This is a genomic window from Burkholderia cepacia GG4 (assembly GCF_000292915.1).
In the GTDB taxonomy this organism is placed as follows: Bacteria; Pseudomonadota; Gammaproteobacteria; order Burkholderiales; family Burkholderiaceae; genus Burkholderia; species Burkholderia cepacia_D.
In genome coordinates this window covers 500,517-516,106 of the sequence record NC_018514.1, presented here as the reverse complement: position 1 = coordinate 516,106, position 15,590 = coordinate 500,517, and the positions used below count along the sequence as shown (strand labels likewise).

At 64.9% G+C, this 15,590-nt stretch carries 13 protein-coding genes and 4 pseudogenes; 10 read left to right on the top strand and 7 right to left on the bottom strand.

Annotation, left to right across the window (positions count from 1 at the left end):
• Positions 1–16: 16 nt before the first annotated feature.
• The gene (locus tag GEM_RS18105) at positions 17–151 is read right to left on the bottom strand and encodes an entericidin A/B family lipoprotein (protein ID WP_006485835.1); all 135 of its coding nucleotides are present in this window, start codon (positions 149–151) and stop codon (positions 17–19) included.
• 239 nt (positions 152–390) lie between these two features.
• Here GEM_RS18105 and GEM_RS18100 point away from each other — a divergent pair, with 239 nt between their 5' ends.
• Entirely contained in the window at positions 391–1,686 is a 1,296-nt protein-coding gene (locus GEM_RS18100) for an aspartate carbamoyltransferase (protein ID WP_014898816.1), read from the top strand.
• A gap of 142 nt (positions 1,687–1,828) precedes the next feature.
• Here GEM_RS18100 and GEM_RS18095 read toward each other — a convergent pair whose 3' ends face one another.
• A complete protein-coding gene (locus GEM_RS18095; RefSeq protein WP_014898815.1) occupies positions 1,829–2,248 on the bottom strand; it encodes a type II toxin-antitoxin system VapC family toxin in 420 nt (139 codons plus the stop codon).
• Positions 2,245–2,484, bottom strand: a complete 240-nt coding sequence (locus GEM_RS30230) for a FitA-like ribbon-helix-helix domain-containing protein (RefSeq protein ID WP_014898814.1) — start codon at positions 2,482–2,484, stop codon at positions 2,245–2,247. Before GEM_RS30230 ends, GEM_RS18095 begins: the two co-directional genes overlap by 4 nt.
• A gap of 322 nt (positions 2,485–2,806) precedes the next feature.
• Between GEM_RS30230 and GEM_RS18085 the strand changes: the two genes are divergently transcribed.
• The 5 genes and pseudogenes from GEM_RS18085 to GEM_RS18065 all read left to right on the top strand — a co-directional run bounded on the left by GEM_RS18085 (position 2,807) and on the right by GEM_RS18065 (position 7,606).
• A complete protein-coding gene (locus GEM_RS18085) occupies positions 2,807–5,050 on the top strand; it encodes a TonB-dependent receptor (protein ID WP_014898813.1) in 2,244 nt (747 codons plus the stop codon).
• 3 nt (positions 5,051–5,053) lie between these two features.
• Positions 5,054–5,810 (top strand): annotated as a pseudogene (locus GEM_RS18080) (tetratricopeptide repeat protein).
• On the top strand, positions 5,807–6,490 hold the full coding sequence (locus GEM_RS18075) for a Fe2+-dependent dioxygenase (RefSeq protein WP_041490735.1): 684 nt from the start codon (positions 5,807–5,809) through the stop codon (positions 6,488–6,490). The pseudogene GEM_RS18080 and the gene GEM_RS18075 overlap by 4 nt, the downstream one beginning before the upstream one ends.
• Before the next feature lie 37 nt (positions 6,491–6,527).
• Positions 6,528–6,665, top strand: a pseudogene (locus GEM_RS18070) (PIN domain-containing protein); the annotation flags it as partial.
• A gap of 356 nt (positions 6,666–7,021) precedes the next feature.
• Positions 7,022–7,606 (top strand): nucleotidyltransferase family protein, encoded by a 585-nt coding sequence (locus GEM_RS18065; protein ID WP_014898810.1) that lies wholly within the window; start codon positions 7,022–7,024, stop codon positions 7,604–7,606.
• Positions 7,607–8,026: 420 nt separating this feature from the next.
• Here GEM_RS18065 and panE read toward each other — a convergent pair whose 3' ends face one another.
• Complete coding sequence (gene panE, locus GEM_RS18060; protein ID WP_014898808.1) at positions 8,027–8,974, bottom strand: 2-dehydropantoate 2-reductase; 948 nt, start codon at positions 8,972–8,974, stop codon at positions 8,027–8,029.
• A gap of 255 nt (positions 8,975–9,229) precedes the next feature.
• On the opposite strand from panE, the gene GEM_RS18055 reads away from it, so the two are divergent.
• Positions 9,230–10,783 carry a methyl-accepting chemotaxis protein gene (locus GEM_RS18055; RefSeq protein ID WP_014898807.1) on the top strand — a complete coding sequence of 518 codons (1,554 nt, stop codon included), beginning with the start codon at positions 9,230–9,232 and terminating at the stop codon, positions 10,781–10,783.
• A gap of 62 nt (positions 10,784–10,845) precedes the next feature.
• On the opposite strand, the gene GEM_RS18050 is transcribed toward GEM_RS18055, so the two are convergent.
• Positions 10,846–11,523: a response regulator transcription factor gene (locus tag GEM_RS18050; protein WP_014898806.1), complete on the bottom strand. Its 678-nt coding sequence runs from the start codon at positions 11,521–11,523 to the stop codon at positions 10,846–10,848.
• 217 nt (positions 11,524–11,740) lie between these two features.
• On the opposite strand from GEM_RS18050, the pseudogene GEM_RS32270 reads away from it, so the two are divergent.
• Together GEM_RS32270 and GEM_RS30220 are read left to right on the top strand one after the other, a co-directional pair.
• Positions 11,741–11,932 (top strand): annotated as a pseudogene (locus GEM_RS32270) (integrase); the annotation flags it as partial.
• A gap of 448 nt (positions 11,933–12,380) precedes the next feature.
• Positions 12,381–12,638, top strand: a pseudogene (locus tag GEM_RS30220) (ABC transporter substrate-binding protein); the annotation flags it as partial.
• A 250-nt stretch (positions 12,639–12,888) separates the two neighbouring features.
• Here the strand turns inward: GEM_RS30220 and GEM_RS18035 are convergent.
• Both GEM_RS18035 and GEM_RS18030 read right to left on the bottom strand, forming a co-directional pair.
• Complete coding sequence (locus tag GEM_RS18035; protein ID WP_014898804.1) at positions 12,889–13,521, bottom strand: DUF1120 domain-containing protein; 633 nt, start codon at positions 13,519–13,521, stop codon at positions 12,889–12,891.
• Between the two features lie 64 nt (positions 13,522–13,585).
• Complete coding sequence (locus tag GEM_RS18030) at positions 13,586–14,209, bottom strand: DUF1120 domain-containing protein (RefSeq protein ID WP_014898803.1); 624 nt, start codon at positions 14,207–14,209, stop codon at positions 13,586–13,588.
• A gap of 656 nt (positions 14,210–14,865) precedes the next feature.
• Here GEM_RS18030 and GEM_RS18025 point away from each other — a divergent pair.
• Positions 14,866–15,519 carry a response regulator transcription factor gene (locus GEM_RS18025; protein ID WP_014898802.1) on the top strand — a complete coding sequence of 218 codons (654 nt, stop codon included), beginning with the start codon at positions 14,866–14,868 and terminating at the stop codon, positions 15,517–15,519.
• Positions 15,520–15,590 lie beyond the last annotated feature (71 nt).

Below are 15,590 nucleotides of genomic sequence, written 5' to 3'. Positions count from 1 at the left end.
TGCGGAACCCGTCGGCTTACTTGGCCTTTTCAGCCGAATCGCTGATCGCCTGGCCACCCTTCGAAATGTCCTGCCCCACGCCTGCAACGGTATTGCAACCGGCGAGCGCGGCGGTCACCACCAGCAGCATTGCAGCAATCGTACGCGTCATTCTCATTCTCCTTCGAATCAGGAAGCCCGACCGGGCGAATCGTAGGCGGCGCGGCGCCCTGCAACGTGCGACGTGCAAGGCACGGGGCCTGACCTGATTATACGGAGACGGCCGCCGCACGCCAGTGCAAGCCGGGCCCCGTCACACGGGATCCACGGCTGGTCGCACAGATTTTCCTTGACTTCGTCGCCCCCCGAACTAATATACGCACCGCGTATATTTTTCATCAGGTGCCGCCGATGACCGTTCCCCAGCAAGCCTTCCTGCGCGACGCGATGCGCCGCCTCAACATGACCCGCGAAGCGTTCGCGAGCCGCATCGGCGTGAGCCGCCGTGCGCTGGATACCTGGCTGTTGCCCGACGATTCGCAGGAATCGCGCGGGATGCCGGAGATCGTCGAGCGCTTCGTGTCGGAAATCGTCGAGCGCTCGGCGCCGGAAGGCGGGGAATATACGCAAAGCGTAGACAAACAAGGCCTTTCCAGGCAATTCCTGTTCGAAGGCAAGCCGCAGCTGATTTCCGTCGACCAGTTCTCGCGGGACTCGGTCGAGGCACTGTTCCGCGTCGCCGACGTGATGCAGCCGATCGCGCGCCGCCACAAGATCTCGCGCGTGCTCGAAGGCGCGGTGCTCGGCAACCTGTTCTTCGAAGCCAGCACGCGCACGCGCGTGTCGTTCGGCGCGGCCTTCTGCCGGCTCGGCGGCTCGGTGTGCGACACCACCGGCTTCACGTTCTCGTCGATGGCCAAGGGCGAATCGATCTACGACACGAGCCGCGTGATGGCCGGCTATGTCGACGCGCTCGTGATCCGCCACCCGGAAAAGGGCTCGGTTGCCGAATTCGCGCGCGCGACCAACCTGCCGGTGATCAACGGCGGCGACGGCCCGGGCGAGCATCCGAGCCAGGCGCTGCTCGATCTCTATACGATCCAGCGCGAATTCTCGCGGCTCGGCAAGATCGTCGACGGCGCGCACATCGCGCTCGTCGGCGACCTGAAATACGGCCGCACGGTGCACTCGCTCGTCAAGCTGCTCGCGTTGTACCGCGGGCTCAAGTTCACACTCGTGTCGCCGCCGACGCTCGAAATGCCGGCCTACATCATCGACCAGATCGCGACGAACGGCCATGTGATCGAGCAGACGAACGACCTTGCGGCCGGGCTGCGCGGCGCGGACGTCGTCTATGCGACGCGGATTCAGAAGGAGCGCTTCACCGACGAGTCGTTCGAGGGCTATACGCCGGATTTCCAGATCAACCAGGCGCTCGTCGATTCCGTCTGCAAGCCCGACACGCTGATCATGCACCCGCTGCCGCGCGACAGCCGGCCCGGCGCGAACGACCTGTCGGTCGACCTGAACCGCGATCCGCGTCTCGCGATCTTCCGGCAGACCGACAACGGCATTCCGGTGCGGATGGCGATCTTCGCGGTACTGCTCGGCGTCGAGAACCTCGTCCAGCATTCGATGCGCGACGCGACGTGGCGTCCGCCGGCATACCTCGGGCCGGAGGATGCGGTGTTTCACGGGATCGATTGAGCCGCATCCGGCAACGCGCCGCGCCGCTGAACTTGAATGGTTCAGTTGAGGGACGGCGCGCGCTGGCGTAACGCACGACGCGCCGTCTCGCACGGCGCGTTTTCATTTTCAGCGCGGGTGATGCGGGGCGGTCAGTCCAGGATCACCGGGCCCACGGGTCGATCACGCGCAGGCCCGCTGCTTCGAACGGCGCGACGTCGCGCGTGGCCACGATCAGGCCGTTCGCTGCGGCTGTTGCAGCGATAAAGCCATCGGCAGACGCCATCGCGTTGCCCGTAGCACGCGCCTTCGCGCGAAGGCTCGCATACGCTTTACTGGCCGCATCGTCGAACGCAAGGATCCGACCGCGAAACAGCGGCACGACACGCTGCTCGACGCTCTGGTGCAGCCAGTCCCGCCTTCGCCCTTCCGGCAAGGCCGCCACACCGAAGCGGATTTCCGCGAGACTGATCGCGGCAAGAAACAGCGTCTCGACGTTCTGCGCGTCGAGCCATTCGATCACGGCTGCGCTCGGTTCGCGTCGCAGCGGCTCGGAAATGACGTTGGTATCGACCAGGATCATTCGAAGCTCATCGGTTCGGATGGCGCTTGGTCGCGCTGAACCTCGAGATCGATGCCACCAGCCTCGCGCCCGATTTCAGCCAGCAGCGTTCCCAGCCTGGGGCGCCCACCGGGCCGGACGGCTTGCTCGAGGATGTCGCGTACCTCGGCCTCGGTACTGCGGCCATGTTGCGCAGCACGGATTCGAAGCGCGCGATGCACCTCGTCGGGCAGATTTCGAACAGTGATCACGGGCATGATGAGCCTCACCACATTTGCTTTCAATGCAGTCATGTTATCACCTTGCTGTCACTTTGAACGAATGAAGATGCAACCACTGTAAGTCGCCCGCCACACCCTTCACACTCAGCCATTCGGCCATCCTCCCCCGCCCCACAAGCCCGGCAAACCCGCCGTCACATTCGCCAACACTCTCTTCGCAAATGAGAACAAGAACGCTTCTCATTCAGCAATAAATTACATAGAATGCCGCCTGAAAACAAATCGTAATAATTCCCGGCGGCCTGCACGTTTCCGTAACGCGCCGCTCCCGGGCCACACCGCGAGGTCGAAGCGCACCATGAAGTCACGTCCTGAAGAGTTGAAGCTCGGCAAATTCACTACCCTGTGCAGCGTGCTCGCCGCGAGCCCCGCGTTCGCCGATGGCACCCCGCCGCCCGCCCCCGCCAGCACCGAAGGCCATCTCGCGCCGATCGAGATCCAGGGCAAGACCGAGCACAGCTACAAGGCCGATTTTTCCGCGTCCGCGAAATTCACCGCACCGCTCGTCGACACGCCGAAGTCGGTCACCGTGATCCCTCAGGAACTGATCCGGAACAGCGGCGCGGCCACGCTGACCGAAGCGCTGCGCACCGTGCCCGGAATCACGTTCGGCGCCGGCGAAGGCGGCAACCCGCTCGGCGATCGTCCGTTCATCCGCGGCTACGACACGCAGGGCAGCATGTTCGTCGACGGGATGCGCGATACGGGCGCGACCACGCGCGAGATCTTCAACACCGAGCGCGTCGAGATCACCAAGGGCTCCGACGGCGCGTACGGCGGCCGCGGCGGCGCGGGCGGCAGCATCAACCTGATCACCAAGGCGCCGCACCTCGGCACGACGGCCGCCGCGAGCGCGGGCTTCGGCACCGACCGCTATCGCCGCTTCACGGCCGACGGCAACTGGCAGTTCGCCGATCACGCCGCGTTCCGCCTGAACCTGATGAGCCACAACAACGACGTCGCCGGCCGCGACGCCGTCAACAACGAGCGCTGGGGCGTCGCGCCGTCGATCGCGTTCGGTCTCGGCACGCCGACGCGCGTGACCGCGAGCTACTACCACCTGTCGACCGACGACCTTCCCGACGGCGGCATTCCGTACTTCTACACGACGTCGAACAAGCCCGCGAACGTCGACACGATCTATCCGGCGCCCGTCGATCGCCACAACTTCTACGGCCTGATCGACCGCGATTTCCGCAAGACCACGTCGGACATCAGCACGATCAAGATCGAGCACGACATCACGCCGGACCTGACGGTGCGCAACACCACGCGCTACACGGAATCGACGCAGGACTACATCTGGACGCAGCCCGACGACAGCCAGGGCAACGTGATCAACGGCAAGGTCTGGCGCCGCAACAACAACCGCGACAGCTCGATCAACAGCCTCGCCAACCTGACCGAACTGTTCGGCGAGTTCCGCACCGGCCCGTTCAAGCACAGCTTCACGACCGGCATCGAGCTGACGCGCGAATGGGGCAAGCGCGACTCGTACACGGTCGCGACCGACAAGGGCACGATCTGCCAGAAAGGCATCGGCGCGCCGTCGGGCTACAACTGCACGAGCCTGTGGTCGCCGAACCCGAACGATCCGTGGGCCGGCTCGGTCACGCGCAACAACGACTACGCGCATGCGCGCACCACGACCAAGTCGATCTACGGCTTCGACACGATCGAACTCGCGCCGCGCTGGCAGGTGAACGCCGGCGTGCGCGTCGACGACTACTCGACCCGCTTCACCGACACCAGGGCGAACGGCGGCAAGACCTACACGCGCGACGACACGCTCTTCAACTGGCAGGCCGGCCTCGTGTTCAAGCCCGCGCAGAACGGCAGCATCTACGCGTCGTATGCGACGTCGTCGACGCCGGCCGGCATGCTGCTCGGCGAAGGCAGCGAAACGCAGTCGCTCACGCCGGGCCGCGGCGGCGTCGGTCCGAACGCCGATCAAATGGCCCCCGAGAAGAACCGCAGCATCGAGCTCGGCACGAAGTGGAACGTGCTGAACGACAAGCTGTCGCTGACCGCCGCGCTGTTCCAGATCGACACGACGAATGCGCGCGTGACGCTGCCGAACAACCAGTACGCGATGGTCGGCAACAAGCGCGTGCAAGGTCTCGAGCTCGGCGTCGCCGGCCAGATCACGAAGCAGTGGCAGGTGTTCGGCGGCTACACGTACATGAAGAGCGAACTGCGCGACAACGGCAAGGACGCCGCAAACGACGGCCACCGGTTCCCGAACACGCCGAAGCACAGCCTGACGATGTGGTCGAACTACGACGTGACGCCGAAGTTCACCGTCGGCGGCGGCGCGTTCTACATGTCCGAAGTGTTCGGCGATCCCGCGAACCTGCGTGCGGTGCCGTCGTACTGGCGCTTCGATGCGATGGCGCAGTACCGGATCAACAAGAAGCTCGACCTGCAGCTGAACGTGAACAACCTGTTCAACCGCACCTACTTCGATCAGGCGTATCCGGCGCACTACGCGTCGATCGCGCCGGGCCGCTCGGCGTTCGTCACGCTGAACGCGCGCTACTGATCGATGGAGACCGTCTCGCTGAAGGCGCTCGCGTCGGTGTCGCCGCGCGGGTTCGCCGATATCCTGGCCGGGCCGCCCGAGCGTGCCGCCGCGTGGGTCGCGGCGGCCGCCGAACACGGGATCGTCGACGCGCAGGCCGTGTACGGACAGTACCTGCTCGACGGGCATGGCGTCGCGCGCGATCCGGCCGCCGCGCTCGGCTGGTTCCGCCATGCGGCGCGGGCCGGCCATCCGATGGCGATGAACATGCTCGGCCGCTGCTACGAGTTCGGCTGGGGAACGGCCGCGTGCGCGCCGGTGGCCGTGTACTGGTACCGGCTCGCCGCGCAGGCGGGGCTCGACTGGGGCATGTACAACTACGCGACGGCGCTGGCGCTCGGCAACGGTGGCGACAAGGATCGCGCCGCCGCGCTTGACTGGTTGCGGCGCGCGGCCGCGCTCGGCCATGCGAAATCGATCAACCTGATCGGCGGCTTCTACGAGGACGGCTGGGTCGTGCCCGTCGATGCCGACGCCGCGTTCGACCACTATCGCCGCGCGGCCGAGGCCGGCGATTTTCGTGGCCAGTTCAACTACGCGCGGCTGCTCGCCGAGCGCGGGCGCATCGACGCGGCGCTCGCGTGGCTCGCGCGTGTGCCGGCCACCGCCCCCCCCCGCGTTCGTCGCGAAAGTGCGCGCGTATCTCGCGTCGTCGCCGCTCGATGCGTTTCGTGCGGCGGCCCTGCAGTTGCCGGCTCACGGCATGGAATTCGACTCATGATGCTTCATATCCCCGGCGTGCTGACCCAGGCGCAGGTCGCGCAATGCCGAGCGTTGCTCGATACCGCCGATTGGGTCGACGGCAACGCGACGTCCGGCGCGCAGTCGGCACTCGCGAAACGCAACCGGCAGTTGCCGGAAGACTCGCCCGTCGCGCGTGCGGTCGGCGATGCGATTCAGGATGCGCTGGCGCGTCATGCGCTGTTCTTTTCGGCGGCGCTGCCGCTGAAGGTGTTTCCGCCGCTGTTCAATCGCTATGAAGGCGGCGAGACGTTCGGCACGCATGTCGACAACGCGATCCGGCTGCTGCGCGGCACGGATTTCCGCGTGCGCAGCGATCTGTCGGCGACGCTGTTTCTCGAGGAGCCCGATGCGTACGACGGCGGCGAACTGTGCGTGGAAGATACGTACGGCGTGCATCGCGCGAAACTGCCGGCGGGCGACCTCGTGCTGTATCCGGCGTCGAGCCTGCATCGGGTCACGCCGGTCACGCGCGGCGAACGGGTCGCATCGTTCTTCTGGATTCAAAGCATGGTGCGCGATGACGGCGACCGCACGCTGCTGTTTCAGCTCGATACGCAGATCCAGGCTTTGTCCGCCGAAAAAGGCGCGAAGGATCCGCTGGTCATTTCGCTGACGGGGATCTATCACAACCTGCTGAGGAAGTGGGCGGATGCCTAGCGTGAACCGTAGCGCCACCCCCGTCGCTTGCATCGGATCGCCACGCGCGCCCGGCGCGTTCCACAACGATCCGGCCGATTGCATGATCGTCGCCACCGCGCGGCGGCTCGGCGCGCCGCTCGTCACCCGCGACGAAAGGATCCGCGCGTACGCGCACGTCAAGACACTCTGGTAAGCCACACACCGCACGCAGGCCAGGCCGATACCCGTGTGCCGCCAAGCCATCGCACATCGGGATTCGTCTAACCAAATCGTCCACGACGAACCACGTCCGATGCATCGCACTGACCGGCACGTGCGTGACGAATTACCCGTCCGAACGGTGGCATTGGCCGTTAGACGACCGCTATTGGGCCGGGATGCAGGGCGAATCGCACGCCATATACGGCCCTGTCGAGCAAACCATGCTCGACGAAGCCGCACGCCGACATTCTTTCCGACGGCAACGCGCATGCATCGGCAACATCCGCACTTGCCGATCGCTGCGCGCTCCCGCACAATCGGGCCACTTGCCTTCCTCCCCCCGCGCCGATGTCCTATGCGTCACTCGCCACCGGCGTCCTGCTCGCCGGCGGTCTCGGTCAACGCTTCGACCCCAGCGGTCTGCACAGCAAGCTGCTCGCGCTGCTTCCCGACGGCACGCCGGTTGCGGTCGCGGCCGCCCGTCATCTCGCGGCGGCCACGGCCGACGTGATCGCCGTCGTGCGCCCCGGCGCCGAACAACTCGCGATTCTGCTGAACGAAGCCGGCTGCCAGGTCGTCTATGCGCCCGACACGACGCGCGGCATGGGCGCGAGCCTGGCGGCCGGCATCCGTGCGACGCCGGAAGCGACCGGCTGGCTGGTCGCGCTCGGCGACATGCCGTGGATCGCGGCTTCCACCTACGAAGCAGTGACGCGCGGGCTCGACGCCGACGACGCGTCGATCGTCGCCCCCGCGCACCGCGGCGTGCGCGGCCATCCGGTCGGTTTCGCCGCGCACCATTACGATGCGCTCGCCGCGCTCGACGGTGACACAGGCGCCCGCGCACTGTTCGCCAGCGCGCCGGTGAACCTGCTCGCCGTCGACGATCCCGGCATCCTGCGCGACGTCGATACACCGGCGGACCTGCGCTGACGCCGATCGCACCAGCCATACCGCACATCGCGCCTGCCTGTCGCCACGCCATCCGGCGCGATATCTGCAGAGATCCGGACGTCGCCGGCAATCCGCACGCCGCCGCAAGAATCCCGCTGCAAACACGCGCCCGATTGCCTATAACGAAGACGAGGCGCGCCTGCCGCGCCACCGCCGTGACGCATTGCGCGAGTATCCCATGACCGACCACACAACCCCGATGCCGGAGCCCCCGGCCGACCCGAACCGTGATCCCGAAGACGACCCGCTGTCACCGCCACCGCCGGGGCATCCCCACGACAACCCGCAGCAGCCCGACGGGCCGCCGAGCAAGGATCCTGTCTAGCCGGGCACTGGCACGAGTCGTATTCGCCCGTGCCATGCCCGGACGTACCCGGTAACGCGCCTCAGCGACGACCGCTACCGCACCGCCGCAGCCGCGCTTTCGCGCGCGACGCGCACCTCGTACGTCTTCAGGTGGTTGTACGCGATCCGCAGCAGCGACAGCGCATCCGCCGCCTGCGGGTCGCGGCGCGCGAGCAGGTCGCCGATCACGTGATCGGCTTCGACGCGCGCGCGGTTCTCGACGTCGCGCAGCATCGACGCGGTCAGCGGCGACGGCGTCAGCACCATGCGCTGCATCCGCTCGATCGCCGCCGGATCGGGCCGTTGACCGTTGTGCTCGGCGATCGCGCTGCATTCGGCGAGCATCGTCTCGAGCAGGCGGCGACCGTCCGGCGCGGCGAGAATGTCGCCGATCGAGCCGCGAAACAGCGACGTGCTCGCCGCGAGCGTCGCGAGAAACACCCACTTTTCCCACATCCGCGCGACGATGTCGTCGCTGAGCGTCGCGTCGAAGCCCGCGCCGCCGAGCACGTCGGCCACCGCGCGCACGCGCGCCGATTCGCCGCCGGCGAGTTCGCCGAACGACAGCCCGTGCGTGTCGTTCAGGTGCACGATCCGCTGCTCGCGATCGAGCGTCGCCGCGATCACGCACAGGCCGCCCAGCACCTGCGCAGCGCCGAAGCGCTCGCGCAGCGCGTCGAGATGGCGCATCCCGTTGAGCATCGGCAGGATCAGCGTCGACGGCCCGACGAACGGCGCGAACGACGCGATCGCATCGTCGAGGCTGTACGCCTTGCAGCTCAGCAGCACCAGGTCGAACGGCGCGGCTGCGTCGCCGGCGCGCACCGTCTGCACGTTCGCGAGCGTCAGGTCGCCGCGCGGGCTGCGGATCAGCAACCCGTCGCGCGCGAGCGCGGCCGCACGGCCGTCGCGCACCAGAAATGTCACGTCGCGCCCCGCCGCCGCGAGCCGGCCGCCGAAGTATCCGCCGACCGCGCCGGCCCCTACCACCAGAATTCGCATCGTTGCCTCCTTTCGGGTTCGTTCGGCGCCGCCGCCCTGCGCCCGATCATCCGGACGCAACACGCAGCCGCCATCGCCCCGACAGTATAGCGACGCCGCATATGTATATGCATAGATGACCGTACGCGCGCGATGGCATTCGTGACCGAGGTTTCTAAGGGATTTCCCGCCTACGGCAACGTTCGTTGCGGGCCGTCAAACACTAATCCCGTCACGCCGTTTCGGCGCGCTTGTTCGACCGACCGACCTCCCCCCATGCGCACCCTCTCCCTGAATCAGAAACTTGCTTCGATGATCGTCATTCTGTGGCTCGGCCTGCTCGTGATCGCCGGAATCGGCGCATGGCAGACGCGCGCGTCGATGATCACGGAACGCCGCGACCAGCTTGCGTCACTGGTCGCCCAGGCGACGAGCGTTGCCGACCATTTCTACAAGCTGTCGCAGCAGAACGCGTTGCCGGAAGCCGACGCGAAGCAGAAGGCGCTCGAGGCGATCGCCGCGATGCGCTACGGCACCGACGGCTACATCTCGATCAACGACTCGAAGCCGGTGATCGTGATGCATCCGATCAAGACCGACCTCAACGGCAAGGACGTGTCGAATTTCACGGACCCGAACGGCCAGCACCTGTTCGTCGAGATCGTGAAGGCCGGCAACGTGGAAGGCAGCAAGGGCTTCGTCGAGTATTTGTGGCCGAAGCCGGGCGCCGACAAGCCGCAGGACAAGACCAGCGCGGTGCAACGCTTCGCGCCGTGGGACTGGTATCTCGTGACGGGCATGTACATGGATGACGTTCGATCGGCCGTGCTCGCGAGCATCGGCCGCTGGCTCGCGATGACGGCCGTGCTCGGCGCGATCGCGACCGCCGTGATGGTGCTCGTGCTGAAAAGCGTGCGCGCGAACCTCGGCGGCGAGCTCGAAGTCGCGCTGGACGCCGCACAGCGCATCGCGCAGGGCGACCTGACCGCGCGCGTGAGCGTGAAGCACGACGATCGCGCCAGCCTGCTGCATGCGCTGCACACGATGCAGGGTGGGCTGATCGACATGGTGTCGCGCGTACGGACGGGCACCGAGAACATCAACGTCGGCGCGAGCGAGATCGCGTCGGGCAACACCGACCTGTCGCAGCGCACCGAGGAACAGGCGGCCGCGCTCGTGCAGACCGCGTCGAGCATGGACCAGATGACCGCGAACGTGAAACAGAACGCGGACAGCGCCGCGCAGGCCGCGACGCTTGCAAGCCAGGCCGCGCAGGTCGCGACGCGCGGCAGCGAGGTGGTCGACGACGTCGTACGCACCATGAACGAGATCACCGACCGCTCGCACAAGATCGGCGACATCATCGGCGTGATCGACGGGATCGCGTTCCAGACCAATATCCTCGCACTGAACGCGGCCGTCGAAGCGGCGCGCGCGGGCGAACAGGGCCGCGGCTTCGCAGTGGTCGCGGCCGAGGTGCGCTCGCTCGCGCAACGCTCGGCGACGGCCGCAAAGGAGATCAAGTCGTTGATCGTGTCGTCGAACGAGACGGTCGAGCACGGCGCGACGCTCGTCACGCACGCGGGCGAGACGATGACCGAGATCGTGCAGTCGGTGCGGCGCGTGAACGAGATCCTCGACGAGATCAGCCATGCATCGCGCGAGCAGAGCGCGGGAATCGAGCAGGTCAATCGCGCGGTGGGCGAGATGGACCAGGTCACGCAGCAGAACGCGGCGCTCGTCGAACAAGCGGCGGCCGCCGCGCATTCGCTGCGCGACCAGGCCGAAGCGCTGCGCGACGCCGTTACGCGATTCGCGCTGCCGGCCTGATACCCGATGACGCGGCCGGCACCGCAGGTGCCGGCCGTTGTGCCGCCCCGCGCGGCCCTCGCCTATCCGGCCCCGCCCGGCCGGCCCACGGCCTTGCTGCCGCTGAACCCCAGCCCGGCTGCCCGCTGGACCAGCTCGATGTCGTTGGTCACGCCGAGCTTCTTCATCGCGCTGATCTTCTGCGCACTGACCGTCTGCTTGCCCTTGTTGAGCTGCTGCGCGATCGACTTGATCGGCACGCCGGCCAGATAGAGGCGAATCACCTCGATCTCGCGCGTCGACAGCTTCACGGGCGGCTGGTCGCGTTCGGCGAGCGCCTCGAGCGCGCGCCGGACGAGCGGCGACAGATAACGCCCGCCGCTATAGCTCGAATGGATCGCGGTGACGATATGGCCGACCTCGTCGAACTTGCTGACGAGGCTCGCACCGGCCTGCGCGAGGATCGAGCGAAAGATCACCGGGTTCTCGTTCCCGACCAGCGCGACGATCCCGACGTTCGGGCGCACGCGCCGCAACGATTCGCACAATGCGAGGCCGTCCATCTGCGCGTCGCCGCGTGTCGAATAGTCGACCAGCGCGATGTCGAACTCGATGCTGCCGAGCGCCGCGACCAGTTCGGCCGGGGTCCGATAGACGCCGACGAGATCGATCGCGCATGCGTCGCCGGCGATGTGTTCCATGCCCGCGAGCGTCAACGGCCAGTCGTACGCGAAGACGGTGCGAATACTGAATTTCCCCATGCGCAGTTCCAGAAGGTTCGCCGGGCCGCGCGACGCGGAATGCGCGCGCGGCCGGATCGGCGTTGAATGACGTTCAAGATATATTTATCCCAAACGTCATTCTAGGAAGCGGCGCGCGGCCGGGATATCGGACGGCGTATAGAGCAGCCCTCAGGGACCTAATACGAGTTTGATTTTTTGCGCCGGCTCCACTTTGACTTTCCAGGAACTTCCGCCAATCGTTCGGCATCTGTTGGCGAGTTTCAAGCCTGCGAAGGTCCATCTCATCGCCGGCGATGGGTGCCTCAAAAGCCGCATCGGCGAGAACACCCTCAACGCGGCGCTCGAGCGTATGGGATACGAAGCTGACTCGCCCGCGCCCTCGATTGCGCTCAACGAGATCGGCTATCCGAAGATCCTGGTGGATGCGACGCAGATTAGACAGTCCGCACTGCGGCTGGGAGTAAGCCGTGATGATGCGCGATGCGACCGAGGATCTGACCATGCATTGAAGACCCGCGACTGGGCGGCAGAAACCAAGGAAATCGGTCCTCAGGTCAGATAAGTGAACACCCGTCATGAACGCCCGCCTGGCGCACCCGCCTCCCACGAGCGCAGGGATATGGGAGACATCCCTGCGCGCTCGGCGACCGCCGACATGCAGCCCCGGATTCATTGAGGGAAGGAAGAAGGAATTAGTGCTTTTGCATGCAGACTGCGCTCCGTTAATGATTTTGATCGGAGATTCGCGTTTTGGAGCTCAAGCAGGCCGTTACCGTTTTAGGAGAAAACTGCCAAGAAATTAACGCTTTCTGACGCCCGTTAAAGGATTTCCACCATGCAGGTCGGTTTCAAGGCTCACCGCCGAGGATGACGATGGCCGGCCCGCGCATGTCGGCGACCTCTATTCGGAGGAAACCGCGCGCAAGGAAATTCACCGCCTGAGCTTCGAGACGGGCTTGTACAGCCGCGCCTGGGAGATCAGCAGCACCCACACCGAAGAGGCAACCTGGAATCTGTGCAACCTGGCAGACATCGCCAGACCATCGGCGTTTCTGTTCGTCGCCCTCCGGATTCCGTACAGCCCGGCCATCGGCGTCAAGCCGATGGCGACGCCTTGGACGGATGCCAACCTGTTCGGCGAACATTCTATCGACAATCCGTATTTGGAGCTGATCCCGGCAAACGCCCAATGATGCTGCAAGTTCCCAACCACGGACTTCAACTCAGCCAGCGCTCGCCCTGTCGCGCCCGACGCGCTCCCGGCCGCCGGCACGAAGGCGGTGCCGCGTGCCGTGAGGCAGAGCGCCAGTGGGAAGCGCGACAAGGCGTGCCCACGGACTACACTAGGGCCGGAGGACGCCACGGGGGTCCTGGTGCGTGACGTCACAGGTAGACCAACTCCATCGTGGCGGAGCCGTCGATGACGATTTCCTGGCTCAGGTCGAGGTCTTTGGCGGGGGCTATGGCGATATTGAACAGCAGCCTGCTGCTGATGTTCTGGAACGCCTGGGGCAAGGTCTGACCTGGCTCGGCCCACGAGGAAAGCCAGGACGGGGGGATCATTTCGGCAGTGTCACTACTGGTGGGGGCGCCCCAATACCGATCGTCGAAGCTGACCAACTGGGAAAGCGGTTTGCCATCACCAAAACGCTCGAACGGATAGAACCAGTACCTGTTCTTGCTGCCGGAGGGACCCAAGCCATACATGCGGTTCCCATAATAGTCCACGTCTTCGCGATTGTTGACCACCTTGATGGCAACCTTGGTTGGAGCCTGGCACTGGATATTCAGTGGAAGATCGTATTTGAAGCTGAAGATGGTTTCCTCTGCTTCATTCAGATCCTTGCGCGAAATCGTGCCCAGATCGATGGTGCCGCCATTGCCCAGCGTCAAGCTGCACGCGCCGGACTGGATGCGACCGCTGACGCTCAGGTCGGTGCCGGCAAGCGCGTGGCCGGTGCTCAGCAGCAAGGCGCTGGCGAGCAGCGAGGGAACCGGCAGGTGTTTGAGGTGCATGATGAGATCTCTCGTGTTGGAGGTGTGTGTGCGAGAAGGGGGCCGGCGCGCTGGCCTTGCCGCTTCACAGGTAGACCAGCTCCATCGTGGCGGAACCGTCGATGGCGATTTCCTGGCTCAGGTCGAGATCTTCGGTGGGGGCTATCCGTATCGAGACACCCAGCGTACTACTGATGCTCTGGAACGCCCGCGGCAAGGTGTGGCCAAGCTCGGCCCACGAGGAAAGCCAGGAAGGAGCAATGCCTCCGGTCGACGTTGTACCACCGGTCACCTCCCAGCCGAGGCCCCGATCCACCAATTGGACGAGCTTGACGCCATCGCCAATGCGGTTGAGTGGCATGAGGTAGTAGTGGCCGACGCTTTTGCCGCCAGATGCACCCAAGCCGAACCCAGCTCCTTGGAACGACGTTCCTGGGCGATTGTCGAGTGCCCGGAAGGCAACCTTGGTGGGCGTCTGGCACTGGATGGCCAGTGAGATCGCATGCTGGTTGAAGACGGTCGCCTCTGCCCCCTTCAGACCCTTGCGCGAAATCGTACCCATATCGACGGTGCCGCCATTGCCCAGCGTCAGGCTGCAGGCGCCTGGCTGGATGCGGCCACTCACGCTCAGGTCGGCAGCCGACGCGATGCCCGGGCCCGACAACGTGCAGGCCAGCACGAAAAGAACACACCACTGTTTCAAATCCATCTGAATACCCCTCCCCTCTCGTTCGAATCGGAATGCCCTTCGAATCGTGACGGCGCGCGCTGCGCCGGCGATCCGAAGATCCGAAGATCCGAAGATCCGAAGATCCGAAGATCCGAAAAATAGATGGCTTGCGCCAAGCGTGCTGATACCAGAAGCGCCCTTGCGTCACCAAGACAGCAAGTCTGCCGACCCTGTGCCTGTTGAAACCATTCGGAAGAGTCGGATTTTCAGCGAGAAGTTTCTATATTTCCGGCGAGAAAAATCTGGCACACCACTCTGCCCATTTCGCCGTCAATCCTCATTTGATCCAGATATCTGCCCTCGCCCAACAGTCACGATTTGAAACATTTCACGCTTCGAACGCATTGGCCCAATGAGCGGCCCGTTAATCGGAGAAGAAAGCGCAGGAGAAAACCGCCGCGTTGTCCGCCGGCGAGAACATAGCCGGACGGCAATGGGAATCTTGCCGCTGCGGGGCATCACACTGTAATGTGTTTGTCAAAATTGTCGAACGACCGCTCGGCACTCGGATAGAGCTTTTGGGGAAACCGGTGCCAATGCCATTTCCGCAACGGCATCACCCGTCAACCGAAGGGGCTGCCAGGTCCTGATTGGCAAGTTCGGCCAAATGAAATCAATTGAGAGTAGAGGAGTCCGTGAATCCTCGTATTGTGGTCGTGGACGACCATCCGCTAGTTCGAATGGCCGTGCGAATGGTTTTGGAGCGCGACGGTTATGAAGTCATCGCAGAGTGCCACTCGGGGGTGGACGGAGTTCAGGCCGTTCGCACACTTGAGCCCGATCTGGTGGTCCTGGATCTAGGCATTCCCGATCTGGACGGCTTCTCGGTCATGGAGCGCCTGCGCGTTGCCAAGGTCGCCTCCCGTATTCTGGTACTCACCTCCGGCGACACGCGCAGCCATGCGATGCGTTGCCTGCGAGCCGGCGCGTCCGGCTTTGTCTCCAAGAACGGGGGGCTGAATGAAGTATCCGAAGCCGTAAAAGCGGTGCTTGCCGGCTATTCGTACTTTCCTCGAGTGGTCACCGACATGCTTCGCGAAAACTTGCAGGAGGTCGCGACGCACAAAGGCAAAGGCCCTGCCGTAGAGCTCGATGGGATCACCGACCGGGAAATGACGATCCTTCGTCTGTTAGTCAATGGAATGAACAACCAGGAAATCGGGCGTACGCTGATGCTCAGCCACAAGACGGTGAGTGCCTATAAGGTACGCCTCATGAGCAAACTCAATGCTCCGAACATGGTCGAGCTTCTGAAGGTCGCACAGCGCAATGGCATAGCGATATCCTAGCCGCTTGCGTACCGACCGGTTGACCTGCCACGCGTGAAGGTGATCGACGACAAGAGCAGGCAAGTCGTGCA

What these genes read in the sequence shown, in the direction of transcription:
- GEM_RS18105 (WP_006485835.1), bottom strand. Translation starts at nt 151, where the DNA reads ATGACGCGTACGATTGCTGCAATGCTGCTGGTGGTGACCGCCGCGCTC.
- GEM_RS18100 (WP_014898816.1), top strand. Translation starts at nt 391, where the DNA reads ATGACCGTTCCCCAGCAAGCCTTCCTGCGCGACGCGATGCGCCGCCTC.
- GEM_RS18095 (WP_014898815.1), bottom strand. Translation starts at nt 2,248, where the DNA reads ATGATCCTGGTCGATACCAACGTCATTTCCGAGCCGCTGCGACGCGAA.
- GEM_RS30230 (WP_014898814.1), bottom strand. Translation starts at nt 2,484, where the DNA reads ATGCCCGTGATCACTGTTCGAAATCTGCCCGACGAGGTGCATCGCGCG.
- GEM_RS18085 (WP_014898813.1), top strand. Translation starts at nt 2,807, where the DNA reads ATGAAGTCACGTCCTGAAGAGTTGAAGCTCGGCAAATTCACTACCCTG.
- GEM_RS18075 (WP_041490735.1), top strand. Translation starts at nt 5,807, where the DNA reads ATGATGCTTCATATCCCCGGCGTGCTGACCCAGGCGCAGGTCGCGCAA.
- GEM_RS18065 (WP_014898810.1), top strand. Translation starts at nt 7,022, where the DNA reads ATGTCCTATGCGTCACTCGCCACCGGCGTCCTGCTCGCCGGCGGTCTC.
- panE (WP_014898808.1), bottom strand. Translation starts at nt 8,974, where the DNA reads ATGCGAATTCTGGTGGTAGGGGCCGGCGCGGTCGGCGGATACTTCGGC.
- GEM_RS18055 (WP_014898807.1), top strand. Translation starts at nt 9,230, where the DNA reads ATGCGCACCCTCTCCCTGAATCAGAAACTTGCTTCGATGATCGTCATT.
- GEM_RS18050 (WP_014898806.1), bottom strand. Translation starts at nt 11,523, where the DNA reads ATGGGGAAATTCAGTATTCGCACCGTCTTCGCGTACGACTGGCCGTTG.
- GEM_RS18035 (WP_014898804.1), bottom strand. Translation starts at nt 13,521, where the DNA reads ATGCACCTCAAACACCTGCCGGTTCCCTCGCTGCTCGCCAGCGCCTTG.
- GEM_RS18030 (WP_014898803.1), bottom strand. Translation starts at nt 14,209, where the DNA reads ATGGATTTGAAACAGTGGTGTGTTCTTTTCGTGCTGGCCTGCACGTTG.